We start from the raw sequence: 16,413 nt of genomic DNA, 5'->3' as shown, positions 1-16,413 counted from the left end.
GGTGATAGCATGAGGGCGTTCATAGCGATAGACGTCAGCGACGAAGTTAGGGACAACCTTCTCAAGGCCCAGGAAAGGATAGGGAACAAGGCGGCCAAGATAAAGTTCGTCGAGAGGGAGAACTTTCACGTGACTCTTAAGTTCCTCGGAGAGATAGACGAGACGACCGCCGAGGAAGTCAAGAGGGCACTTGCGGAGATAGCAAAGAAACACAAGAAACACCGCGTCAGGGTGAAGGGGATAGGCGTCTTCCCGAACCCGAACTACGTGAGGGTCATCTGGGCGAGGATAGAGAACGACGAGGGGATAAAGGCGATAGCTGAAGATGTGGAGAAGGCCATGAGGAAGCTCGGCTTCAAGAAGGAAAAGGACTTCGTCGCCCACATCACTATTGGCAGGGTGAAGTTCGTCAGGGACAAGCTTGAGCTTGCCATGGCCCTTAAAGACCTCGCCAACGAGGACTTTGGGGAGTTCGAGGTCGAGGCGATAGAGCTGAAGAAGAGCACGCTAACGCCAAAGGGCCCGATATACGAGACGGTTGCCAGGTTTGAGCTGGCCGATTGAAGCTGTAAGGGGCCTGTGGACATTTCTGGAGAACTTCGGTATCCTTATTGACTGATACAAATCTTTTTCTTTCGATTGCATGCCTATGCCCCCCATTATTCAGATTTTTTCTTTTGAGATATCATAAAAGTAGACCACATCCAAGAACAATTTTTTTCATTTCAAGTTAACATAAAAAATTTAGAGAAAATGACAAAAATATTTATAAGGACAAAGATACTATAATGAATTGAAGATAAGTTATGGAGGATAAACCTAATGCAGTGGAAAATTATAGTGATAGTCATGTTAGGAATGATTGTCTTGGGGGCCTCCCTCGAATTGAGCGCAGTAAATCTTGACTTCAACAATCCTCCAGCTCAGGTAATATCCCTACCTCAAGACAACGAGACCAATACAAGGGTATGCGCAAATTTTGACCCAGATACTGCATTACGAGAAATAAATATGACAATTCAAAAGCTCACATTAGATATCACTCAAAAAGAAAACAGATTGAAAGAGATCTCTAAAGAGATAAAGACAACACGGGATTCCAAGTTACTGAAGGAAATAGTTGAACTCCACAGGGATATTGAAGTGTCAAAAAGCAAAAGAGCATTCTATCAAAGAAAAGCAGGAAGCATACAGATATATAGACAATACCTAAACGGCGAAAACATTGGAGTAACAAGTGCTGAATTAAACAAATATAAGAAGACCATGCCTAACTTCAAAGACGTAAGGAACCCTGAGGACGCTATAATAAAGCTTTCAATTATGGGTGAAATGACCTTTGATAAAATAGTATTAATTGACAACAAAATAAACAGCATACTTGAAAACATCTCTTCAGGAACTGCCATGGGAGATGACGTCATCAGCAAAGTCTTTTCATTAATGAACAATCAATCAATATTATGGAATCAGCTAAGAGCGTATGCTGCATTAAGAGATAACTTACGAGTTAGATCTTTTCTCTCAAAAAATAGCAATAGCTTAGCCATCAGTGCTAATAGCGATCACAATTGTCAGTTAAAAAGTAACGGAAAAATAAACTGTAGAGAAATTCAAAAAGGCTACGACGAAGACTTTGACTGTTGTTTGAGCTTTTATAGACTCTTGCCTGCGCTTAAAAGCTATCAGACTTACACCTTCATCAACCTCAGACCCGTAGCTGTGTGGGTTGGGATGTACAGTTCAGAATTCCCTAATAAGGATTAATAAGGATTACCACGTTGGAGATTGGTGCACTTACACTTTTCCCCCAGATAATAAAGAATCAACAATTATTAACATCTATTGGGAGACTGCCCAAGAAATAAGCAGAAACTGGGAGCTTAAAGTAAGTTCTGTTCAGATAAAGTTTTTTTACTCTGCTTTGGTATACCGGCAGGAAACACAGCGATATGAAGAGACAAACTTGATATTCCAATACGATTGTTATTTCAGCAAGGGAAGAGTCAGATGTCTACCTTCCTCGTCTTACGGAAAATATTTATTTACAAATCCTAGGACTCCTCCATACAAATACACCACTAAAATAGTTACTAATCCATATTGGTTAGTATGCAAGTACGGAGGAAACTGCAATGGATACGGCTGTCAATATTCAAAATGGGCAAACGCACACTGTGGAGGATGCTTTGCACCAGATAAATCCGCCAGTCAGTACTTTGCAAAATCCTGAGGGGGTACTATAAAAATGGATCGGCGTATTCTTTTTCCCCTCATTTCCATGTTTTTGGCTTTTCTTCTGTGTTCTGACATTATATCTGCCCAAAACTGGATTTTCAAGGGAGTTGCAGTCTCGGACGAAGGTATATATGCTATGACCGAAAACAATACCCTCGTTAAGCTTACTGAAAGCCTGGAACCTCTATGGGTGGTTGAGATTCAAAAGAATGCCCATATCAAACGCCTAATTCCAGCCGACAACGGCGTTCTCCTCATCGGTGATGTTTTAGCCAAGCTCGACGGTAACGGAACCCTGCTCTGGGCAAAGAACGTGAGCGTCCGCGACGCAAGAGTTTTGCCCGATGGAGGTATTGTCTTCACAGACGGGAAGGTCGTTGGAGTGATCGACAAAAATGGAAAAACCCTCTGGACAATCAAATTCGTAACAAGAGCAACTGAAGTCCCTCCCGGTGTGAGAATAAACGCCCTTGCGCCGCTGGACGGCTACATCCTTGTGGCAGGAACCTACATTTTGCCCGACGATCCAAAGTCCCACCTTTTTATAGGGGCACTCTCCCGGGATGGAACCCTTATCTGGACCAAAGTTCTCAACACGGGATACTATGACTATCCAGATGTCGCCATCTCCCTTGGAAACAATGGGCTCGTTGCAGGGGTTTACGGCGGCGGGAGCGACGCTCCGTGGATAGCTGACTACTTTGCCTTAAGGGTGTCTCCCGACGGAAAAATTGAGTGGTTCAACTCCTACGCCTGCCCAAGAGAAGAGGACTGGGACAGGTTTTGGAGCATGAAAGTCCTCGGAGCGGCCTGTAACGATGACACCTGCGCTCTCGGAACAACGACCGGGACGTTTGTTATCAACGCCGAGGGAAAACTTCTAACGGGGCTTAACTTTTCCGGAAAAGCCCTGAGAGTGGAGAACAATTCAATTCTTCTCCTCTCGAACGGGACTCTCCTAACGGTGCCGCTGAAGGGCGCTGAGTGCCGCGCGTACTCATCCAGTGTCCAGTTCAAGGAGATCACTCCAGACGTGAAGGTCGTCCCGGCGGAGTTGAAAGTGGGGGAAGCTCATCTGCAGGTGACAAAAATAAAGGAAGCCACACGGCCAGATCGCGGAATTCAGAATACTGGAGATGGAGGCCAGGCTAAAGGAGCATACTTTGGAGTTATCTTAGCTGTGGTCTTAATCGTCGGGATGGCTCTGGTAGCTAAGCTCAGAAAGTAACTCCTACTTTTCTCTCTAACTCCACCAACAAAAGCAATAAAATACCTCAATGCGAACTCCAATCAGGTGTGAGCATGGAGATGGAAGAAGTAATCGCTGAAGTCCTCCAGAAAATCGTACCAACCGAGGAAGAGAGGGCCTTCGTTAAGGAACTGATAGGGGAGCTTGAGGGTATAGCGAGAGAAAAGGCGCAAGAGCTTGGCCTCGAGGTTAAGCCATACTTCGTCGGCTCCCTCGCCAAGGATACCTATCTCGCTGGAGACCACGACGTTGATCTCTTCTTGGCTTTTCCGCTCGACACACCTCTTGAAGAAGTGAGGGAGAGGGGACTGGAGCTTGGGAAGGAGATAGGAAAAACACTTGGAGAATACGAGATAGCCTACGCGGAGCACCCATACGTGAGGGCTAGATACAGGGACGTTAAAGTCGACCTGGTTCCCTGCTACGACGTGAGGGACTGGAGGGACGTTAGGACCGCCGTTGACCGCTCAATTCTCCACACAAAGTGGGTGAACGAGAACCTCAACGGAAAGAACAACGAGGTTAGACTGCTCAAGCGCTTCCTCAAGGGGATAAAAGCCTACGGGAGCGAGATATACGTCAGGGGCTTTTCGGGATACCTCTCGGAGATACTCGTGATAAAGTACGGCTCTTTTGCTGAAGTCCTCGAAAAGGCCGACTTCATACTGAGGCAAAAGGTTATTGACCCGGCAGGCTGGCTGAGAAGGGAACCCGAAATAGCGATGAAGACCGTAAAGAGGGAAGTTGAAGAGGACAAGCCCCTCGTTGTCATAGACCCCGTTGATCCCAGAAGGAACGTGGCCGCTAACCTGAGCTGGGAGAAGTACGGGAGGCTTTACTTCAAGGCAGACGAGTTCCTCCAAAGGCCATCGCTTGAGTTCTTCTTCCCTACGGGAAAAACTGGAGGGGACTATCTGGCAGAGCTGAGGAGAAAGGGGACTCATCTAATAACGCTTCTCTTTGACGTTCCGGAGATGGTGGACGACCTGCTCTTCCCACAGTTGGAAAGGAGCTCAAGGGGGTTTGAGAAGGCCCTTTCGAGGGAGGGCTTTGGAGTATTAGGGTGGAACGCTGGACGGTATGGTACCGGAAAGGCCTTCGTAATGCTCGAACTCGACAGGGTTGAGAGGCCGAGGGTAAAAATCCACCCCGGCCCGGAGTTCTTCACGGAGAGAGGCAGGGACTTCTACAGAAAGAACGAGAGGGTATGGCTCGTTGGCAAGAGGCTCTACGCGGAGAAGAGGGTAAAGGAAAATATCATTGACGTCATCAAAGAACTGCTTGAGAAGAACCAGGTGGCCCTCGGAAAGAATCTGCGGGAAACTGTAAAAGGAGCAGAGATACTCGTGGACTACGTGCCGAAGCCTTTAGAGAACGAGGCCTACCTCTTCCTGAGCAGAGAGAAGGAAGGCCTTAAACATTAGGACCAAGAGGAGGTCTTTTCTTTTCGTTTCACGTTTTAGCTTCTCAAGACGGTTGAGGGCGTCCTCCAATTTTGAGCAGAACTCCCAGCTGAATCCCCGCTGGAGGCAATCTATCAGCCCACCTTCAACTTTCTTATTCGACTTCTGTTTTTCCATGTAACCCACCGTCATAAAATTAGGAGGACAAAACTTAAAAAGCTATCCCCTGTGCTCGCACCACTCCCGGTTCTCCCAGTGACCATGCGCCTCGCCGGGTATGTGTCCAGTATCTGCGACCGCCCATTCAAGTTTATAGTTCTCTATCAGCTCCCTGAGCGACCCCCTGAGGTCGCGCTTTCCGACGAAGAGAGCCGCTCTCGTCACGACGTTGTAGCCGCTGTTTGGAACCTCTGGAGCAAGGGCGTCGGCCCAGGCTTTTTCGGTAGTTTCCCAGCCCTCAAGCGACGGAAGAGTGCCGAGGTTCCAGAGGTGGTAAAGCTCTCCAAAGTTCAGAAGCTTGAGGTAAGCCCCGATGAAGAGGCCCTGAAGCTCGCTCCCCTCAAAGTATTCCATGAGCTCTATGAGCGCCTTCGAAAGGACCGAGACGTTGCCAAAGGCCACGCGCGTGTCGAGGTTCTCCCAGAAGCGCGGACAGGAGTGGTTGGCCAGGAGCATGAGGTAGTAAATCCTGCCGAGCTTAAGGGCCTTCTCTTCTCCGTTCGCCGGCTCAAGGACGTAGTCCAGGGAGGTGTCCATGCCAAAGTAGTCATAGTAGTCCCTGAAGAAGACCCTTGCGTAGCGGACGAGGAACTCCGCCGCTCTTTCACGGTCAGCACCGATGTCTTCAAGGGCCCTGAGGACTCCGAGCCTCACAACCCTGTTCAGCTCTTCGAAGAGCCTCGTGAAGGCAACCTTCCAGAGCTGGCTTATCTTCCTTCCGTTAACCGCCCTCGCAAAGACCTTACCGTCGGCCCTGCGGTAGCCGAGCCAGCGTGAATCGCTTGTCTTGCCGTCGAGGCTCAGATCGAAGTAGTCGCTCCAGGCCGAGTAGTCCTTGACGCCCATTTCAAAGGAGCACTCCCCATCAAGGCGCTTGAACTCTCCCGAGAGCTTCCGTCTGACGAACTCCATAGCTGAAACCCTCTCGACGCCGTTCTCTTCGAGGCCTTTCATCCAGGAAATGAACCTGTCAAGCTGTGCAGGGTTTCCGAGAAGGCTCTCCAGGTCACTTGCCGTGAAGACAAGGTAGGGGATACCAACGCTCTCCTTGTATTCGTCCCGTCTCTCCAGGGTCTTGCCGATCAAACCTAGAACATCGAGGGTGTTGAAGGCAAAGGCGTCGCTCAGCTCCCACTCCCTCCCGAAGACAAAGGAGTTCAGATAGCGGTTGCAGGAGTACTTTGCCTGCGGAAAGTCGTAGAGGAGCTGCCTCTCGTCGAGGAGGAAGACAAGCTTTCTGTCAGTTGAAGATTCAACTATTGAAGCGCTCTCGCTGGTGATAACTGCTTCGGGAAGCCAGTAGCCCACGACTGGACGGTTCTCTATCAGGGGCGAGTAGAAGTCAAAGGAGACCTTAGCGAGTATTTCCTGCTCAAACCTGTCGAGGTGGGGCACTATAGGGTGGAAGGGCGTTGTCGGGACAGCGTCAAGCTCCCGCAAAAGCTCCACTGTCTCCTCGAAGGCGCGCCTGCGGTAGTGGAGGAGCATAAGGAAAGTGAACGGCTCTATGTCAACGCTCACGCCCTTCATCCTGCCGAGGACGTCGTTTATGTACTCATAGGAGTACAACATGGCCCTCGTCCAGTTCTCGCCCTTGACGTACTCGTCGCGGATTTTAATCGAGACGGGGCTCTTACGCTCTTCATACTCAATTGGGGATTTCCCATCTCCGTCCTTTACGTAGACTACGTCGCCGGGCTGGTAGGCGTGGAAGTGGTGGGCGTACTTCATCTCCATTGTCTCACCGTGAGTGATACAATTCGGAAGTTTATGGGCCTTTCGGAAGTCCATTATTACCCAGAAATGTCCGACAGATTAATAAAGGTGTACACTCAATTTCTCCCGGTGGAAGAATGAGAAGGGAGATAAGGGAGCTTCTTGGTGAGGAGCTGGCCAACTACCTCGAACTGTTGAGGGCAAAGCTCGCCTTCGCCGAAGAGCTGTACGGAGTCAAGATGAACTACGTTCCTCTAATCACTGAGGGAGAAGTTATTGTCCTCGATAAGAACGACGGAGATGTAAAATGGCTCAGGGATAAGAGGCCTCTCACGACGGAGGAGTTCCTGAGGCTGCTCCCGAAGATAAAGGAGAACCTTGAAAGCGGCTTCGTCGAGATGCTCCTGGCTATGAACATGGGCTGCATCAACGGGCCGGGGGAGTAAATTTTTAAGCTCCCCATCGGACGACTTCCGATGAAAAAAGCCGAACTCGCACTCCTCGGTGTCACTGTCTTCTGGGGCTTCACCTTTCCCGCCATGAAGGTTAGTCTCAACTATTTTCCGCCGATACTCTTTCTCGCCTACCGCTTCGGTCTGGCTTCACTCCTCATGCTTCTTATCTTCGGGAGGAGGGCCCTAAAGCGTGAGACGTTTAAGGAAGGCTTCATCCTCGGCCTGACCCTCTTTTTTGGCCACGGCTTCCAGATAGTCGGCCTCAAGTACACGACGGCCTCGAACTCGGCGTTCATAACATCCCTCTACGTTGTATTCACGCCGTTCATAGCCTACTTCATGCTCGGGGAGAAAGTGACCGGAAGGGACTTAACTTCGCTAGTTTTGGCTGTCATCGGCCTCTACCTGATATCCGGGGCGGGAACGTCCATAAACTACGGGGACTTCCTCACACTGCTCTGCGCGGTGAGCTTCGCCTTCCAGATAGTCCTCGTCCACAAGTTCGGCGAGAAGGATTATTTAAGCCTGACCTTCTGGCAGCTGTTCTGGAACTTCGTCTTTTCGGCGCTCTTCGCCCTGGCCTTTGAAGAGCCTGCTTTTCCGAGGGAAGTGCTCCCGTGGGTGGGCGTCATCTACACGGCGGTCTTCGCCACGGTGATAGCCTTCACGGTCCAGCTCAAGTATCAGAGGTACACGACGGCCCAGAGGGCGGCCCTTATCTATTCTTCCGAGCCAGTGTTCGGCTCGCTCGCTGCTTACATAGCTCTGGGCGAGACGCTCTCCCTTAGGGGCTACCTGGGTGCGGCGCTGATCATGAGTGGAATTCTGAACGAGGTCAGGAAAAATTAACGAAAGGTTAATAAATTTTGAATCCAACCTTCTCTGGAGGTGAGGCCGAATGGTCCACGAGTACGTTAAGGAGAGGATTAAGGAGTTCACGAAGGAGGAGAAGGAAAAGCGCTACAAGTACCTTGGCAAGGAGGTCATCGACGTTGGAGACCCAGGCCTCGACAGCATCCCCGAGTTCTACGGCATAGCCAACGCCATCTGGAGGGACTGGAAGAACGGGGAGATAAGCACGAAGACGGCCCTCGGAAGGCTCGCGCTCCTCAAGCTCCTGACCTACAAGACCAAGAACAAGAAGATAGCAGACATACCTGAGGAAGACCTCGAGGAAGTCAGGAAGTTCATAGACTACGTCATCCAGGTCATCAAGAACGAGAGCAGGAGGAAGGGAGAACCCGAGGAAGAGAGGCAGATCGAGGAGAACGCTTAAATTCTCAAACGCTGAACTCCCAGTGCCCTCCCCTCTCACACCCCCGGGAGCGGTGACCGGGGGGCGGTCGGGGAGGGCACACCTTCACAGTCCGTACCATTCAGGGTTCAGCCTCGGAACCAGGGCCATTAGGACAGCCAGCTTGTTCAATTCTTTTCTCACGAGCATTCCATGGGTCAGAACGCCTATCGCACCGATTTTTCTCTTCAGCTCGGGGTCGTTAACCAGCTCACCCATCGCAATTCCGACCTCAACACCTTCCTCAAACACCCGCCTGATTACTCCTGGAGGGTACTCAAAGCCCGGCCCGTGGCCGAGGGTTATTCTGCCCTCCCGGTCAACAACAGCACAGAACTGGACGTCCATGTAGCCGGTAATCGTTTCCGGAACCCGGTAAAGGCCGGCCTCGATGCCCACTCCAAAGTCTGCATCAGTTTTCTCAATGGCCTGTTTGGCCCTGTTGATGGCTCCCTTAACAGTCTCCTCTAGCCCGACAGGCTGGTCAGGAACTCCGCTGTCCACCTCGATGGGGACTACCTCAACGTCTCCATAAATCCCCAGGAAAACCTCTCTAACGGCCTCAACTTTGGCTGGGTTTGTTGAGCCGACGGCCACCTTCATTCTACCACCAATTCAAAGGAGGGGACGCAGCTTAAAGGGATTACCAAGGAACCATCCAAAAACCTTATAAGCAGACTTCCCAACTTTGCCCGATACCCATGAGGGGGGAGTGTTTTATCCTCCGCTTCGCCCGTTTCGAGGCTTGAGACCCTCTTCTGGGTTAGCATTGACTATCATTTCTGGAGGGATTTTCCATGATCAGGGAGCCAGAGTTTAGGGAGTACAACCCAGGTCAGCTTGAGGAGAAGATAGAGGCCTTCTGGAAGGAGAACAACACCTACGAGAAGGTGAAAAAGCTCAGGGAGAACGGCCCGAAGTACTACTTCCTCGACGGGCCGCCGTACGTCAGCGGTGCAATCCACCTCGGTACGGCCTGGAACAAGATAATCAAGGACATGATAATCCGCTTCAGGAGCATGCAGGGCTACAACGTCAGGAGACAGCCCGGTTTCGACATGCACGGCCTTCCCATAGAGGTCAAGGTCGAGCAGGCCCTCAAGCTGAAGAACAAGCGCGAGATAGAGACCAAGATAGGCGTTGACAACTTCATAAAGAAGTGCAAGGAGTTCGCCCTCAACAACCTCAAGATCATGACGGAGCAGTTCAAACAGCTCGGCGTCTGGATGGACTGGGACAACCCGTACATGACGATAAAGAACGAGTACATCGAGTCGGGATGGTTCACGCTCAAGAGGGCCTGGGAGAAGGGCCTTCTCGAAAAGGACAAGCGCGTCCTCCACTGGTGTCCGAGGTGTCAGACGGCCCTTGCTGAGCACGAGGTCCGCGGCGAGTACAAGATGAGGAAGGACCCGAGCATCTACGTCAAGTTCCCGATTGAGTGGAAGGAGAAAGAGTACCTCCTCATCTGGACGACAACGCCCTGGACACTGCCGGCCAACCTCGCCGTTGCCGCCCACCCGGAGTACGAGTACGCGAAGGTTAAGGTCGAGACCGAGAACGGCGAGGAGTACTGGATAATGGCAAAAGCCCTCGTGGAGAGGGTTCTCAGCGAGGTAGGCGTCAAGGGTGAAATTGTTGAGACGTTCAAGGGCGAGGAGCTTGAGGGGATACGCTACACCCATGTCCTCCTTGAAGAGTACCCAGCTCAGAAGGAGTTCCGCGAGAAGTACGAGTGGGCGCACCGCGTAATCCTCGGCGAGCACGTCACGCTTGAGGACGGTACTGGACTGGTTCACACCGCCCCCGGCCACGGTGAGGAGGACTTCGAGGTCGGCCAGCGCTACGGTCTGCCGGTTTACAGCCCGGTTGACGACGCGGGAAGGTACACGGAGGGCAGGTGGAAGGGTGTCTATGTTAAGGATGCCGACCCGGAGATAATCGAGTACCTTAAGGAGAAGGGCTACCTCGTGAAGGCTGGAGAGATAGAGCACAAGTACCCGCACTGCTGGCGCTGTAAGACCCCGCTCATATTCCGCGCCACCGACCAGTGGTTCCTCAAGGTCAGTAAGGTCAAGGACCAGATAATCAAGGAGAACGACGAGAAGGTGACCTGGTACCCTGAGTGGGTGAAAGTTAGGTACGACAACGGCGTCATGAACTCCGGCGACTGGGTCATAAGCAGGCAGAGGTACTGGGGAATCCCGCTCCCGATATGGGAGAGCGAGGACGGAGAATACTACGTCGTTGGAAGCTTTGAGGAGCTCGTTAAGCTCGCTGTCGCGATAGAGGTCAACGGTGAGAGGATAGACCTCCCGGAGAGCTATGAGGAGAAGCTGAAGGTGATAGAGGAGAAGCTCGGCCCAGAAGACCTTCACAGGCCCTACGTTGATGCCTTCATCATAAAGGTGAACGGCAAGGAGATGAAGCGCGTTAAAGACGTCGTTGATGTCTGGTTCGACAGCGGAATAGCGAGCTGGGCTTCCCTGGATTATCCAAGGAACAAGGAGCTATTCGAGAAGCTCTGGCCGGCGGACTTCATAGTTGAGGGCGAAGATCAAGTTACCAAGTGGTTCTACTCCCAGCAGGCGGCTTCAGTCATAGCCTTCGACACCGTCCCGTACAGGGCCGTTGCAATGCACGGCTACGTCCTCGATGAGAAGGGCGACAAGATGAGCAAGAGCCTCGGCAACATCATAAGGCCGGAAGAGGTTGTCCAGAAGGAAGGAAGGGACCCGTTCAGGTTCTATATGCTCTGGGCAACGAACCCGTGGGAGAACCTCCGCTTCAGCTGGAAGGGCCTTGAGCAGGTCAAGAGGATGCTCAACATCCTCTGGAACGTCTACGTGCTTTCGACAACATACATGAGCCTCGATAACTTCAACCCAACCAAGGTCAATCCAGAGGAACTTCCCTTCAGGGAGGAGGACAGGTGGATACTCAGCAGGGTCAACAGCCTCATCGGAGAGGTCACCGACGGAATAGAGACCTTCAGGCTGACAAGAGCTACAAGGGGCATCTACAACTTCGTTGTCGAAGACCTGAGCAGGTGGTACATAAGGCTCATCAGGAAGAGAATGTGGGTTGAGGGCGACGACCCGGACAAGCTGGCGGCCTACTACACCGTCTGGAAGGTCTTTGACGTCCTTCTAAGGCTCATGGCGCCGTTCACGCCATACATAGCCGAGGAGATATACCAGAACCTCATAAGGCCCTTCGTCGGTGTGGAGAGCGTCCACATGCTCGACTGGCCGGAGGCGGACGAGAAGGCCATTGACGAGGAGCTTGAAAAAGAGATGGAGTACGCCAGGAAGATAGTCGAGGCAGGCTCAAGCGCCAGACAGAAGGCCAGGATAAAGCTCCGCTACCCTGTCAGAAGGATAATCATCGAGACCGAGGACGAGACAGTTAAGAAGGCCGTCGAGAGGATCAACAGGATACTCAGGGATCAGCTCAACGCCAAAGAAGTCGTCGTTGGAAAGGTCGAGCGCGAGCTTATCATAAAGCCGAACTTCGCGAAGGTTGGGCCCGAGTTCAAGGGCGACGCCAAGAAGGTAATAGCCTGGATAAGCGAGCACGGCAGGGAGCTATACGAGAAGGGCGAGATGGACGTCGAGATAGAGGGCAAGACCTTCCACATCACGAGGGAGCACGTAACCATCGAGGAGAAGCTCCCGGACTTCTTCGTTGCTGAGGAGTTCGATGGAGGAAGGGTCTTCGTGGACAAGACCCTCACCAGGGAGCTCCTGGCTGAGGGACTGGCGAGGGAGTTCGTGAGAAGGATACAGGAGATGCGCAAGAGGCTCGACCTCGACGTGAACGACAGAATCGTCGTTACAATCGAGACGACCGACGAGAACCGCGAGCTCCTCCAGGAGAACCTCGACTACATAATGCGCGAAACGAGGGCTGTGGAAGTTCGCTTTGAGGAAGCCAAGGGCTACGTCGTCGAGTGGCCAGAGGTGCAGGCGAGGATAGGGATTGAGAAGGTCTAATCCTTCCCTCATTTTTCCAAAATTTTCACCTTCAGTCCGTACTCCTTAAAGCGCTCGAAGCCCTTATCGCAGGTGAAAAGGACTGAATTGTGGGCTATTGCAGTTGCGGCGATGAGTAAGTCTTTAAATGGCGGCCGCTGACCTTTCTTCGTCAGATCTCTGAAGATTGCACCCGCGATCTTTGCGGCCTCTTCGTTGAATTCGACTTTCGGTATCATTTCAAGCATTAACTCTTCCCTCTCCTTCAAGCTTCCACAGTAGAGTTCAAAGAGGACTATAGCGGGGAGCGCGTAAGTTTCACCTGGGGAAAGACCCTCTATGACTTTTCTGTTTCCCCCGAAGAGCTCTATAACGACGCTGGTGTCCAGGAGTCCATCCATTCTTCGACCTCCTTGAGCTCTTTTTTAAGCTCCTCAACCTCTTCAGGTGTTCTCGTTCCAAAGGCGATCATGAGCACATCCAGGTTTCCCTTCTTTTTCTTGCCGATCAGCTCCCTTAGAAGTTCCGAGAAGCTCTTCTTTCCCTTCATCTTTACCAGCTCGTAGTAGACGTCGTCCGCTATGGTTATCGTCTTTCCCAAGGGCACCACCTATAAGTGCATGCATGCACGAAACATATAAATCTTGTGGACTCCTAGTGGCTTTAATGGAGAGGAAGGAAAATTTTTTAGGACAATGTGTCATAATTAGTATCGTGAGAGCATGGTGAAATTTACCCTAAAACTCGACATTGAGATATTCAAGCTAATCATCGTTACGTTAGCCCTCTTTATCCTTTACAGATATCACAGGATTTTTGAGACGACTCTACCCCCAAGCCTCCTGAGAAGGGGCACATACGTCACGGTGATTTTCTGGCTCGGCTTTCTTGCCGATGTTATGAACGACATGTACCCAACACCCTTCACTAAGATCCTCGACGACATAATAATCTCCTTCGCCCTCGTTCTCGGGAGTTACTACCTGATTGACTACATGCGAAAGGTAAGGGTTAACGTTACCCCGTCAAAGGCTCTAAGCGGAGACTCAAATCTGCCAAATGGGGCACACATTATCACCGACCCAAACATCCCAGCAGTCCTCGAGCTTATAAGGGGCAAGAAGGCCATCGCACTCTCCAGAAATCCAGACCCCTTCAAGAAAATGGGTGTTCCTTACCTCTGGCTCAGCAAGGTGCCCGGTGAAAACACCATAGACCCCCTCCGCCTTCCTGCGATACTCCACAAGCTCGTTGAAAGCGCCGATAGGGACACGGTCGTCATAGTGGATGGGCTCGAATACCTGATCCTAGAAAACGGTTTTAACAGCGTGATAAAGTTTCTGACCACCCTGAAGGACAACCTCCTGCTGAAGGGTGCAACCCTCATCGTGGTTGCAGATCCAAAGGCACTGGAGCCGTCCCAGATGGCAATATTGAGAAGGGAGTTCAGGGAGATTCCAAAAGAAGGCTGAAAAAGTAGAAGAGCAGAACAGAGATAGTTAAAGAAGCTCAACCTCAAAGTACTCTCCAGGGTGCTCTATCACTATCCTAAGTACTTCTCCATCGCTTCCGTCAACTATTTTGCCCCCACTGACCTTGACGGATTCAACCCCCTTCAGGGCAATTTCACTGTGGCCTGAAAGATGGTTCCTGAACGTCAGCACATCACCTTCCCACATGACCAAAGTGGCCGTGGCGTAGGCAACCTCCACGTCCCCTTTTCTAACGCCGAACGGCAGGTAGAGGGTGCCCCTCCTCTTCAATTCAATGCCATCGAGGAGGACTGGGACTTCCAGCCCCCTGTAGCTTATCCTGCCCTTTATAGGGTGCCCCCGCGGGTTTGTAACCGCAAGGTAGGCGTAGCCCTTACCCTCCATGGGAAGGACTATCATGTCCGGGTTCGTGACCTCGAAGTCCTCCCTTACTCCCTGGAGCTCCTTGAGCTTCCAGACGAACTTTCTGTGGAGGTCGTGGTGGCTCGTGTAGTACTGGAGCCTGAAGCCGAGGACTACGGCGCTCCCCCCGCCCTTCCTGACGAACGCCCCGACGGGCTTCTCCCCCAGGAAAGCTATGGGTTCTCCGCCCCTTACACCGCGCACCGTGTTCCTGACGAGCATTCTGTCTATCCCCTCCGCTGAAACGCTGAGGAACTGGATGAGGCGCGGGTTCCTCCTGGCTTTCTCCCTCTCAACTTCAACGCCGAGGAAGTCTTTAAGAGAGCTGTATGGCTCCAGGTTCTCGTCGTAGCGCGGGAGCATCGGGAGTATAACGAGGTTTCCACCCCTCGCGACGAACTCGACGAGCTTGTCCTGAACTTCCCTGGACATGAAGTCGAGGCTGTAGACCCAGAGCTGATCGTAGCTCAGGAGCTCGTCGAGAGTGACATCTTCGAGGTCAACGGCATCGAAGGGAGTATTGCTCATGGCCAAAAGCGTGAAAAGGCCCCTCTCTCCAAGGAGGTACTCGTTCAGGTCTGTGCTCTCCTCAAGGCCCTCGTAGCCCCAGAGGTTCAAAGCTTCGTAGGGCTCGTAGAGACCGACCGCAACTTTTGGCCTAAGCTCGGCATCGGCGAGTCCCTCGGCGGAGGTCATGGTCTCTGAGAGAGCCTTTATGACCCCGAAGTGAGGCCTCTCGGATCCATCAAGGCCAACCGGTGAGTAAACGTCCCAGGTTATCCCGTTGTGTGATTCGTATCCCTCTGGATTTTCCCCGCCAACGAAGAGGTAGTAGTTGATGTTCGGTATGCCCAGAGGGGGCAGTATTGAGTACAGGAGCTCGGCCTCCGTCGGGTCTATGGTGTGCGCCAGCGAGCTCTGGGTCTCGATGCTTAGCGGCGGCGTTCCGGCTTTTTTAATGTGGTAGCGGTAGATTCCCGTCTTATAGTAGATGTGGCCGAGCTTGTCCTCCTTGAAGTCTGAGGACCGGTAGAACGAGTACCAGAACTCTGTCCAGACATGAATTTTGAGGTTGTGTTCCCTCATGTAAGTGAAGAAGTGCCTCCAGGCGACTTGGAGAAGGTAGGGGTCGAGAATGCTGATGGGGACGTCGAACTCCCTCGCCATCCTCTCGTATATCCAGCGGACGTACTCGTTGATCATCCAGAGCTTGAAGTGGTGCCAGTCGATGAGCTTTGGTAGGGGCTCAGAGAAACTCGTTGGAACCTTTATCTCGGAGTAATCCCTAAAGTCACCCTTGTAGCGCCTCCTGAGGTCTTCGATGGTGTAGTTTTCCTCAAGCCACCTCTCCCACAGTCCCCCTGGCTTTGTTATTATCTCGTTGTAGTCGGTCAGGAAGGGCTGGAAGATTGTTTCCCAGTAGGAGGGCTCGTCGTCGATTGAGACGCTTATTATTGGCCCCCCGTTCGTGTATAGGTACTTCCTGATCACTGGAAAGACGGCGTTGTACCACTCCCCCACGGCCTCCAGATAAGTAGGGTGGAGATACGTTATCGGCGGGTAGTAGATGTCCCTAGGAAGCGGCCCGTTCGGCCCCTTGGCCAGTATCTCTGGGTGTCCATCTATCAGCCAGTCTGGAATGCCGCCGTTCCGCCACTCGCCGCAGATATAGGGGCCCGGGCGGATTATAACGTAAAAACCAAGCTCGTCTGCCAGTTCCAGGAACCCGACTAGATTTCTCTGTGGGTGAGTTTCACCTCTGAAATCAAAGCTTCCCTTCTCAGGTTCGTGCCAGTTCCAGGCTACGTAGGTATCAACCGTGTTGAGGCCCGCTTCCCTCATCTTGAGGAGCCTGTCTTTCCACGCATCGGCGGGGACCCTGAAGAACTGGAGTGTGCCTCCAGCTATCGTAACGGGTTCGCCGTCGATGACGTACCTCTTGCCGCTAAACTCAACCTTTCCCATTCCCA

15 protein-coding genes are annotated in these 16,413 nt (G+C 52.0%); 10 read left to right on the top strand and 5 right to left on the bottom strand.

Going from position 1 to position 16,413, the window contains the following annotated elements:
• Positions 1–9 precede the first annotated feature (9 nt).
• The 5 genes from thpR to cca all read left to right on the top strand — a co-directional run bounded on the left by thpR (position 10) and on the right by cca (position 4,911).
• Complete coding sequence (gene thpR / locus ACZ5TN_RS09045; RefSeq protein ID WP_464916559.1) at positions 10–564, top strand: RNA 2',3'-cyclic phosphodiesterase; 555 nt, start codon at positions 10–12, stop codon at positions 562–564.
• Positions 565–840: 276 nt separating this feature from the next.
• Complete coding sequence (locus ACZ5TN_RS09040; protein ID WP_464916558.1) at positions 841–1,767, top strand: hypothetical protein; 927 nt, start codon at positions 841–843, stop codon at positions 1,765–1,767.
• Positions 1,730–2,233 carry a hypothetical protein gene (locus tag ACZ5TN_RS09035; RefSeq protein WP_464916557.1) on the top strand — a complete coding sequence of 168 codons (504 nt, stop codon included), beginning with the start codon at positions 1,730–1,732 and terminating at the stop codon, positions 2,231–2,233. The genes ACZ5TN_RS09040 and ACZ5TN_RS09035 overlap by 38 nt, the downstream gene beginning before the upstream one ends.
• Before the next feature lie 141 nt (positions 2,234–2,374).
• Positions 2,375–3,466 (top strand): hypothetical protein, encoded by a 1,092-nt coding sequence (locus ACZ5TN_RS09030; RefSeq protein ID WP_464916556.1) that lies wholly within the window; start codon positions 2,375–2,377, stop codon positions 3,464–3,466.
• Between the two features lie 74 nt (positions 3,467–3,540).
• A complete protein-coding gene (gene cca, locus ACZ5TN_RS09025) occupies positions 3,541–4,911 on the top strand; it encodes a CCA tRNA nucleotidyltransferase (protein ID WP_464916555.1) in 1,371 nt (456 codons plus the stop codon).
• Between the two features lie 198 nt (positions 4,912–5,109).
• Here the strand turns inward: cca and ACZ5TN_RS09020 are convergent, their stop codons facing one another.
• A complete protein-coding gene (locus tag ACZ5TN_RS09020) occupies positions 5,110–6,846 on the bottom strand; it encodes a glycoside hydrolase (protein ID WP_464916554.1) in 1,737 nt (578 codons plus the stop codon).
• A gap of 116 nt (positions 6,847–6,962) precedes the next feature.
• Between ACZ5TN_RS09020 and ACZ5TN_RS09015 the strand changes: the two genes are divergently transcribed.
• Genes ACZ5TN_RS09015 through ACZ5TN_RS09005 form a run of 3 tightly spaced genes read left to right on the top strand, consistent with a single transcriptional unit; the run spans position 6,963 to position 8,556 of the window.
• The gene (locus tag ACZ5TN_RS09015) at positions 6,963–7,271 is read left to right on the top strand and encodes a hypothetical protein (protein WP_054840333.1); all 309 of its coding nucleotides are present in this window, start codon (positions 6,963–6,965) and stop codon (positions 7,269–7,271) included.
• A 30-nt stretch (positions 7,272–7,301) separates the two neighbouring features.
• A complete protein-coding gene (locus ACZ5TN_RS09010) occupies positions 7,302–8,129 on the top strand; it encodes a DMT family transporter (RefSeq protein WP_464916553.1) in 828 nt (275 codons plus the stop codon).
• Between the two features lie 49 nt (positions 8,130–8,178).
• Positions 8,179–8,556, top strand: a complete 378-nt coding sequence (locus tag ACZ5TN_RS09005) for a hypothetical protein (protein ID WP_011250697.1) — start codon at positions 8,179–8,181, stop codon at positions 8,554–8,556.
• An 84-nt stretch (positions 8,557–8,640) separates the two neighbouring features.
• Here ACZ5TN_RS09005 and yjjX read toward each other — a convergent pair whose 3' ends face one another.
• Entirely contained in the window at positions 8,641–9,177 is a 537-nt protein-coding gene (gene yjjX, locus ACZ5TN_RS09000; protein ID WP_011250698.1) for an inosine/xanthosine triphosphatase, read from the bottom strand.
• Positions 9,178–9,371: 194 nt separating this feature from the next.
• Here yjjX and ileS point away from each other — a divergent pair, with 194 nt between their 5' ends.
• The gene (gene ileS, locus ACZ5TN_RS08995) at positions 9,372–12,569 is read left to right on the top strand and encodes an isoleucine--tRNA ligase (RefSeq protein ID WP_464916552.1); all 3,198 of its coding nucleotides are present in this window, start codon (positions 9,372–9,374) and stop codon (positions 12,567–12,569) included.
• An 8-nt stretch (positions 12,570–12,577) separates the two neighbouring features.
• Here ileS and ACZ5TN_RS08990 read toward each other — a convergent pair whose 3' ends face one another.
• The gene (locus tag ACZ5TN_RS08990; RefSeq protein ID WP_011250702.1) at positions 12,578–12,949 is read right to left on the bottom strand and encodes a type II toxin-antitoxin system VapC family toxin; all 372 of its coding nucleotides are present in this window, start codon (positions 12,947–12,949) and stop codon (positions 12,578–12,580) included.
• Positions 12,916–13,149, bottom strand: a complete 234-nt coding sequence (locus tag ACZ5TN_RS08985; protein WP_011250703.1) for an antitoxin VapB family protein — start codon at positions 13,147–13,149, stop codon at positions 12,916–12,918. The genes ACZ5TN_RS08990 and ACZ5TN_RS08985 overlap by 34 nt, the downstream gene beginning before the upstream one ends.
• A 121-nt stretch (positions 13,150–13,270) precedes the next feature.
• Between ACZ5TN_RS08985 and ACZ5TN_RS08980 the strand changes: the two genes are divergently transcribed.
• Positions 13,271–14,020, top strand: coding sequence for a DUF835 domain-containing protein (locus ACZ5TN_RS08980; protein WP_464916551.1), 750 nt, complete (start codon positions 13,271–13,273; stop codon positions 14,018–14,020).
• A gap of 27 nt (positions 14,021–14,047) precedes the next feature.
• Here ACZ5TN_RS08980 and glmA read toward each other — a convergent pair whose 3' ends face one another.
• On the bottom strand, positions 14,048–16,408 hold the full coding sequence (glmA, locus tag ACZ5TN_RS08975; protein WP_464917598.1) for an exo-beta-D-glucosaminidase: 2,361 nt from the start codon (positions 16,406–16,408) through the stop codon (positions 14,048–14,050).
• Between the last annotated feature and the right edge of the window lie 5 nt (positions 16,409–16,413).

The sequence above is a fragment of the Thermococcus sp. JCM 11816 genome, assembly GCF_055396515.1.
This window is presented reverse-complemented; position numbering and strand designations above follow the sequence as displayed.

What these genes read in the sequence shown, in the direction of transcription:
- ileS (WP_464916552.1), top strand. Translation starts at nt 9,372, where the DNA reads ATGATCAGGGAGCCAGAGTTTAGGGAGTACAACCCAGGTCAGCTTGAG.
- ACZ5TN_RS09005 (WP_011250697.1), top strand. Translation starts at nt 8,179, where the DNA reads ATGGTCCACGAGTACGTTAAGGAGAGGATTAAGGAGTTCACGAAGGAG.
- ACZ5TN_RS09010 (WP_464916553.1), top strand. Translation starts at nt 7,302, where the DNA reads ATGAAAAAAGCCGAACTCGCACTCCTCGGTGTCACTGTCTTCTGGGGC.
- ACZ5TN_RS09020 (WP_464916554.1), bottom strand. Translation starts at nt 6,846, where the DNA reads ATGGAGATGAAGTACGCCCACCACTTCCACGCCTACCAGCCCGGCGAC.
- thpR (WP_464916559.1), top strand. Translation starts at nt 10, where the DNA reads ATGAGGGCGTTCATAGCGATAGACGTCAGCGACGAAGTTAGGGACAAC.
- ACZ5TN_RS08980 (WP_464916551.1), top strand. Translation starts at nt 13,271, where the DNA reads ATGGTGAAATTTACCCTAAAACTCGACATTGAGATATTCAAGCTAATC.
- ACZ5TN_RS08990 (WP_011250702.1), bottom strand. Translation starts at nt 12,949, where the DNA reads ATGGATGGACTCCTGGACACCAGCGTCGTTATAGAGCTCTTCGGGGGA.
- cca (WP_464916555.1), top strand. Translation starts at nt 3,541, where the DNA reads ATGGAGATGGAAGAAGTAATCGCTGAAGTCCTCCAGAAAATCGTACCA.
- ACZ5TN_RS09015 (WP_054840333.1), top strand. Translation starts at nt 6,963, where the DNA reads ATGAGAAGGGAGATAAGGGAGCTTCTTGGTGAGGAGCTGGCCAACTAC.
- glmA (WP_464917598.1), bottom strand. Translation starts at nt 16,408, where the DNA reads ATGGGAAAGGTTGAGTTTAGCGGCAAGAGGTACGTCATCGACGGCGAA.
- yjjX (WP_011250698.1), bottom strand. Translation starts at nt 9,177, where the DNA reads ATGAAGGTGGCCGTCGGCTCAACAAACCCAGCCAAAGTTGAGGCCGTT.
- ACZ5TN_RS09030 (WP_464916556.1), top strand. Translation starts at nt 2,375, where the DNA reads ATGACCGAAAACAATACCCTCGTTAAGCTTACTGAAAGCCTGGAACCT.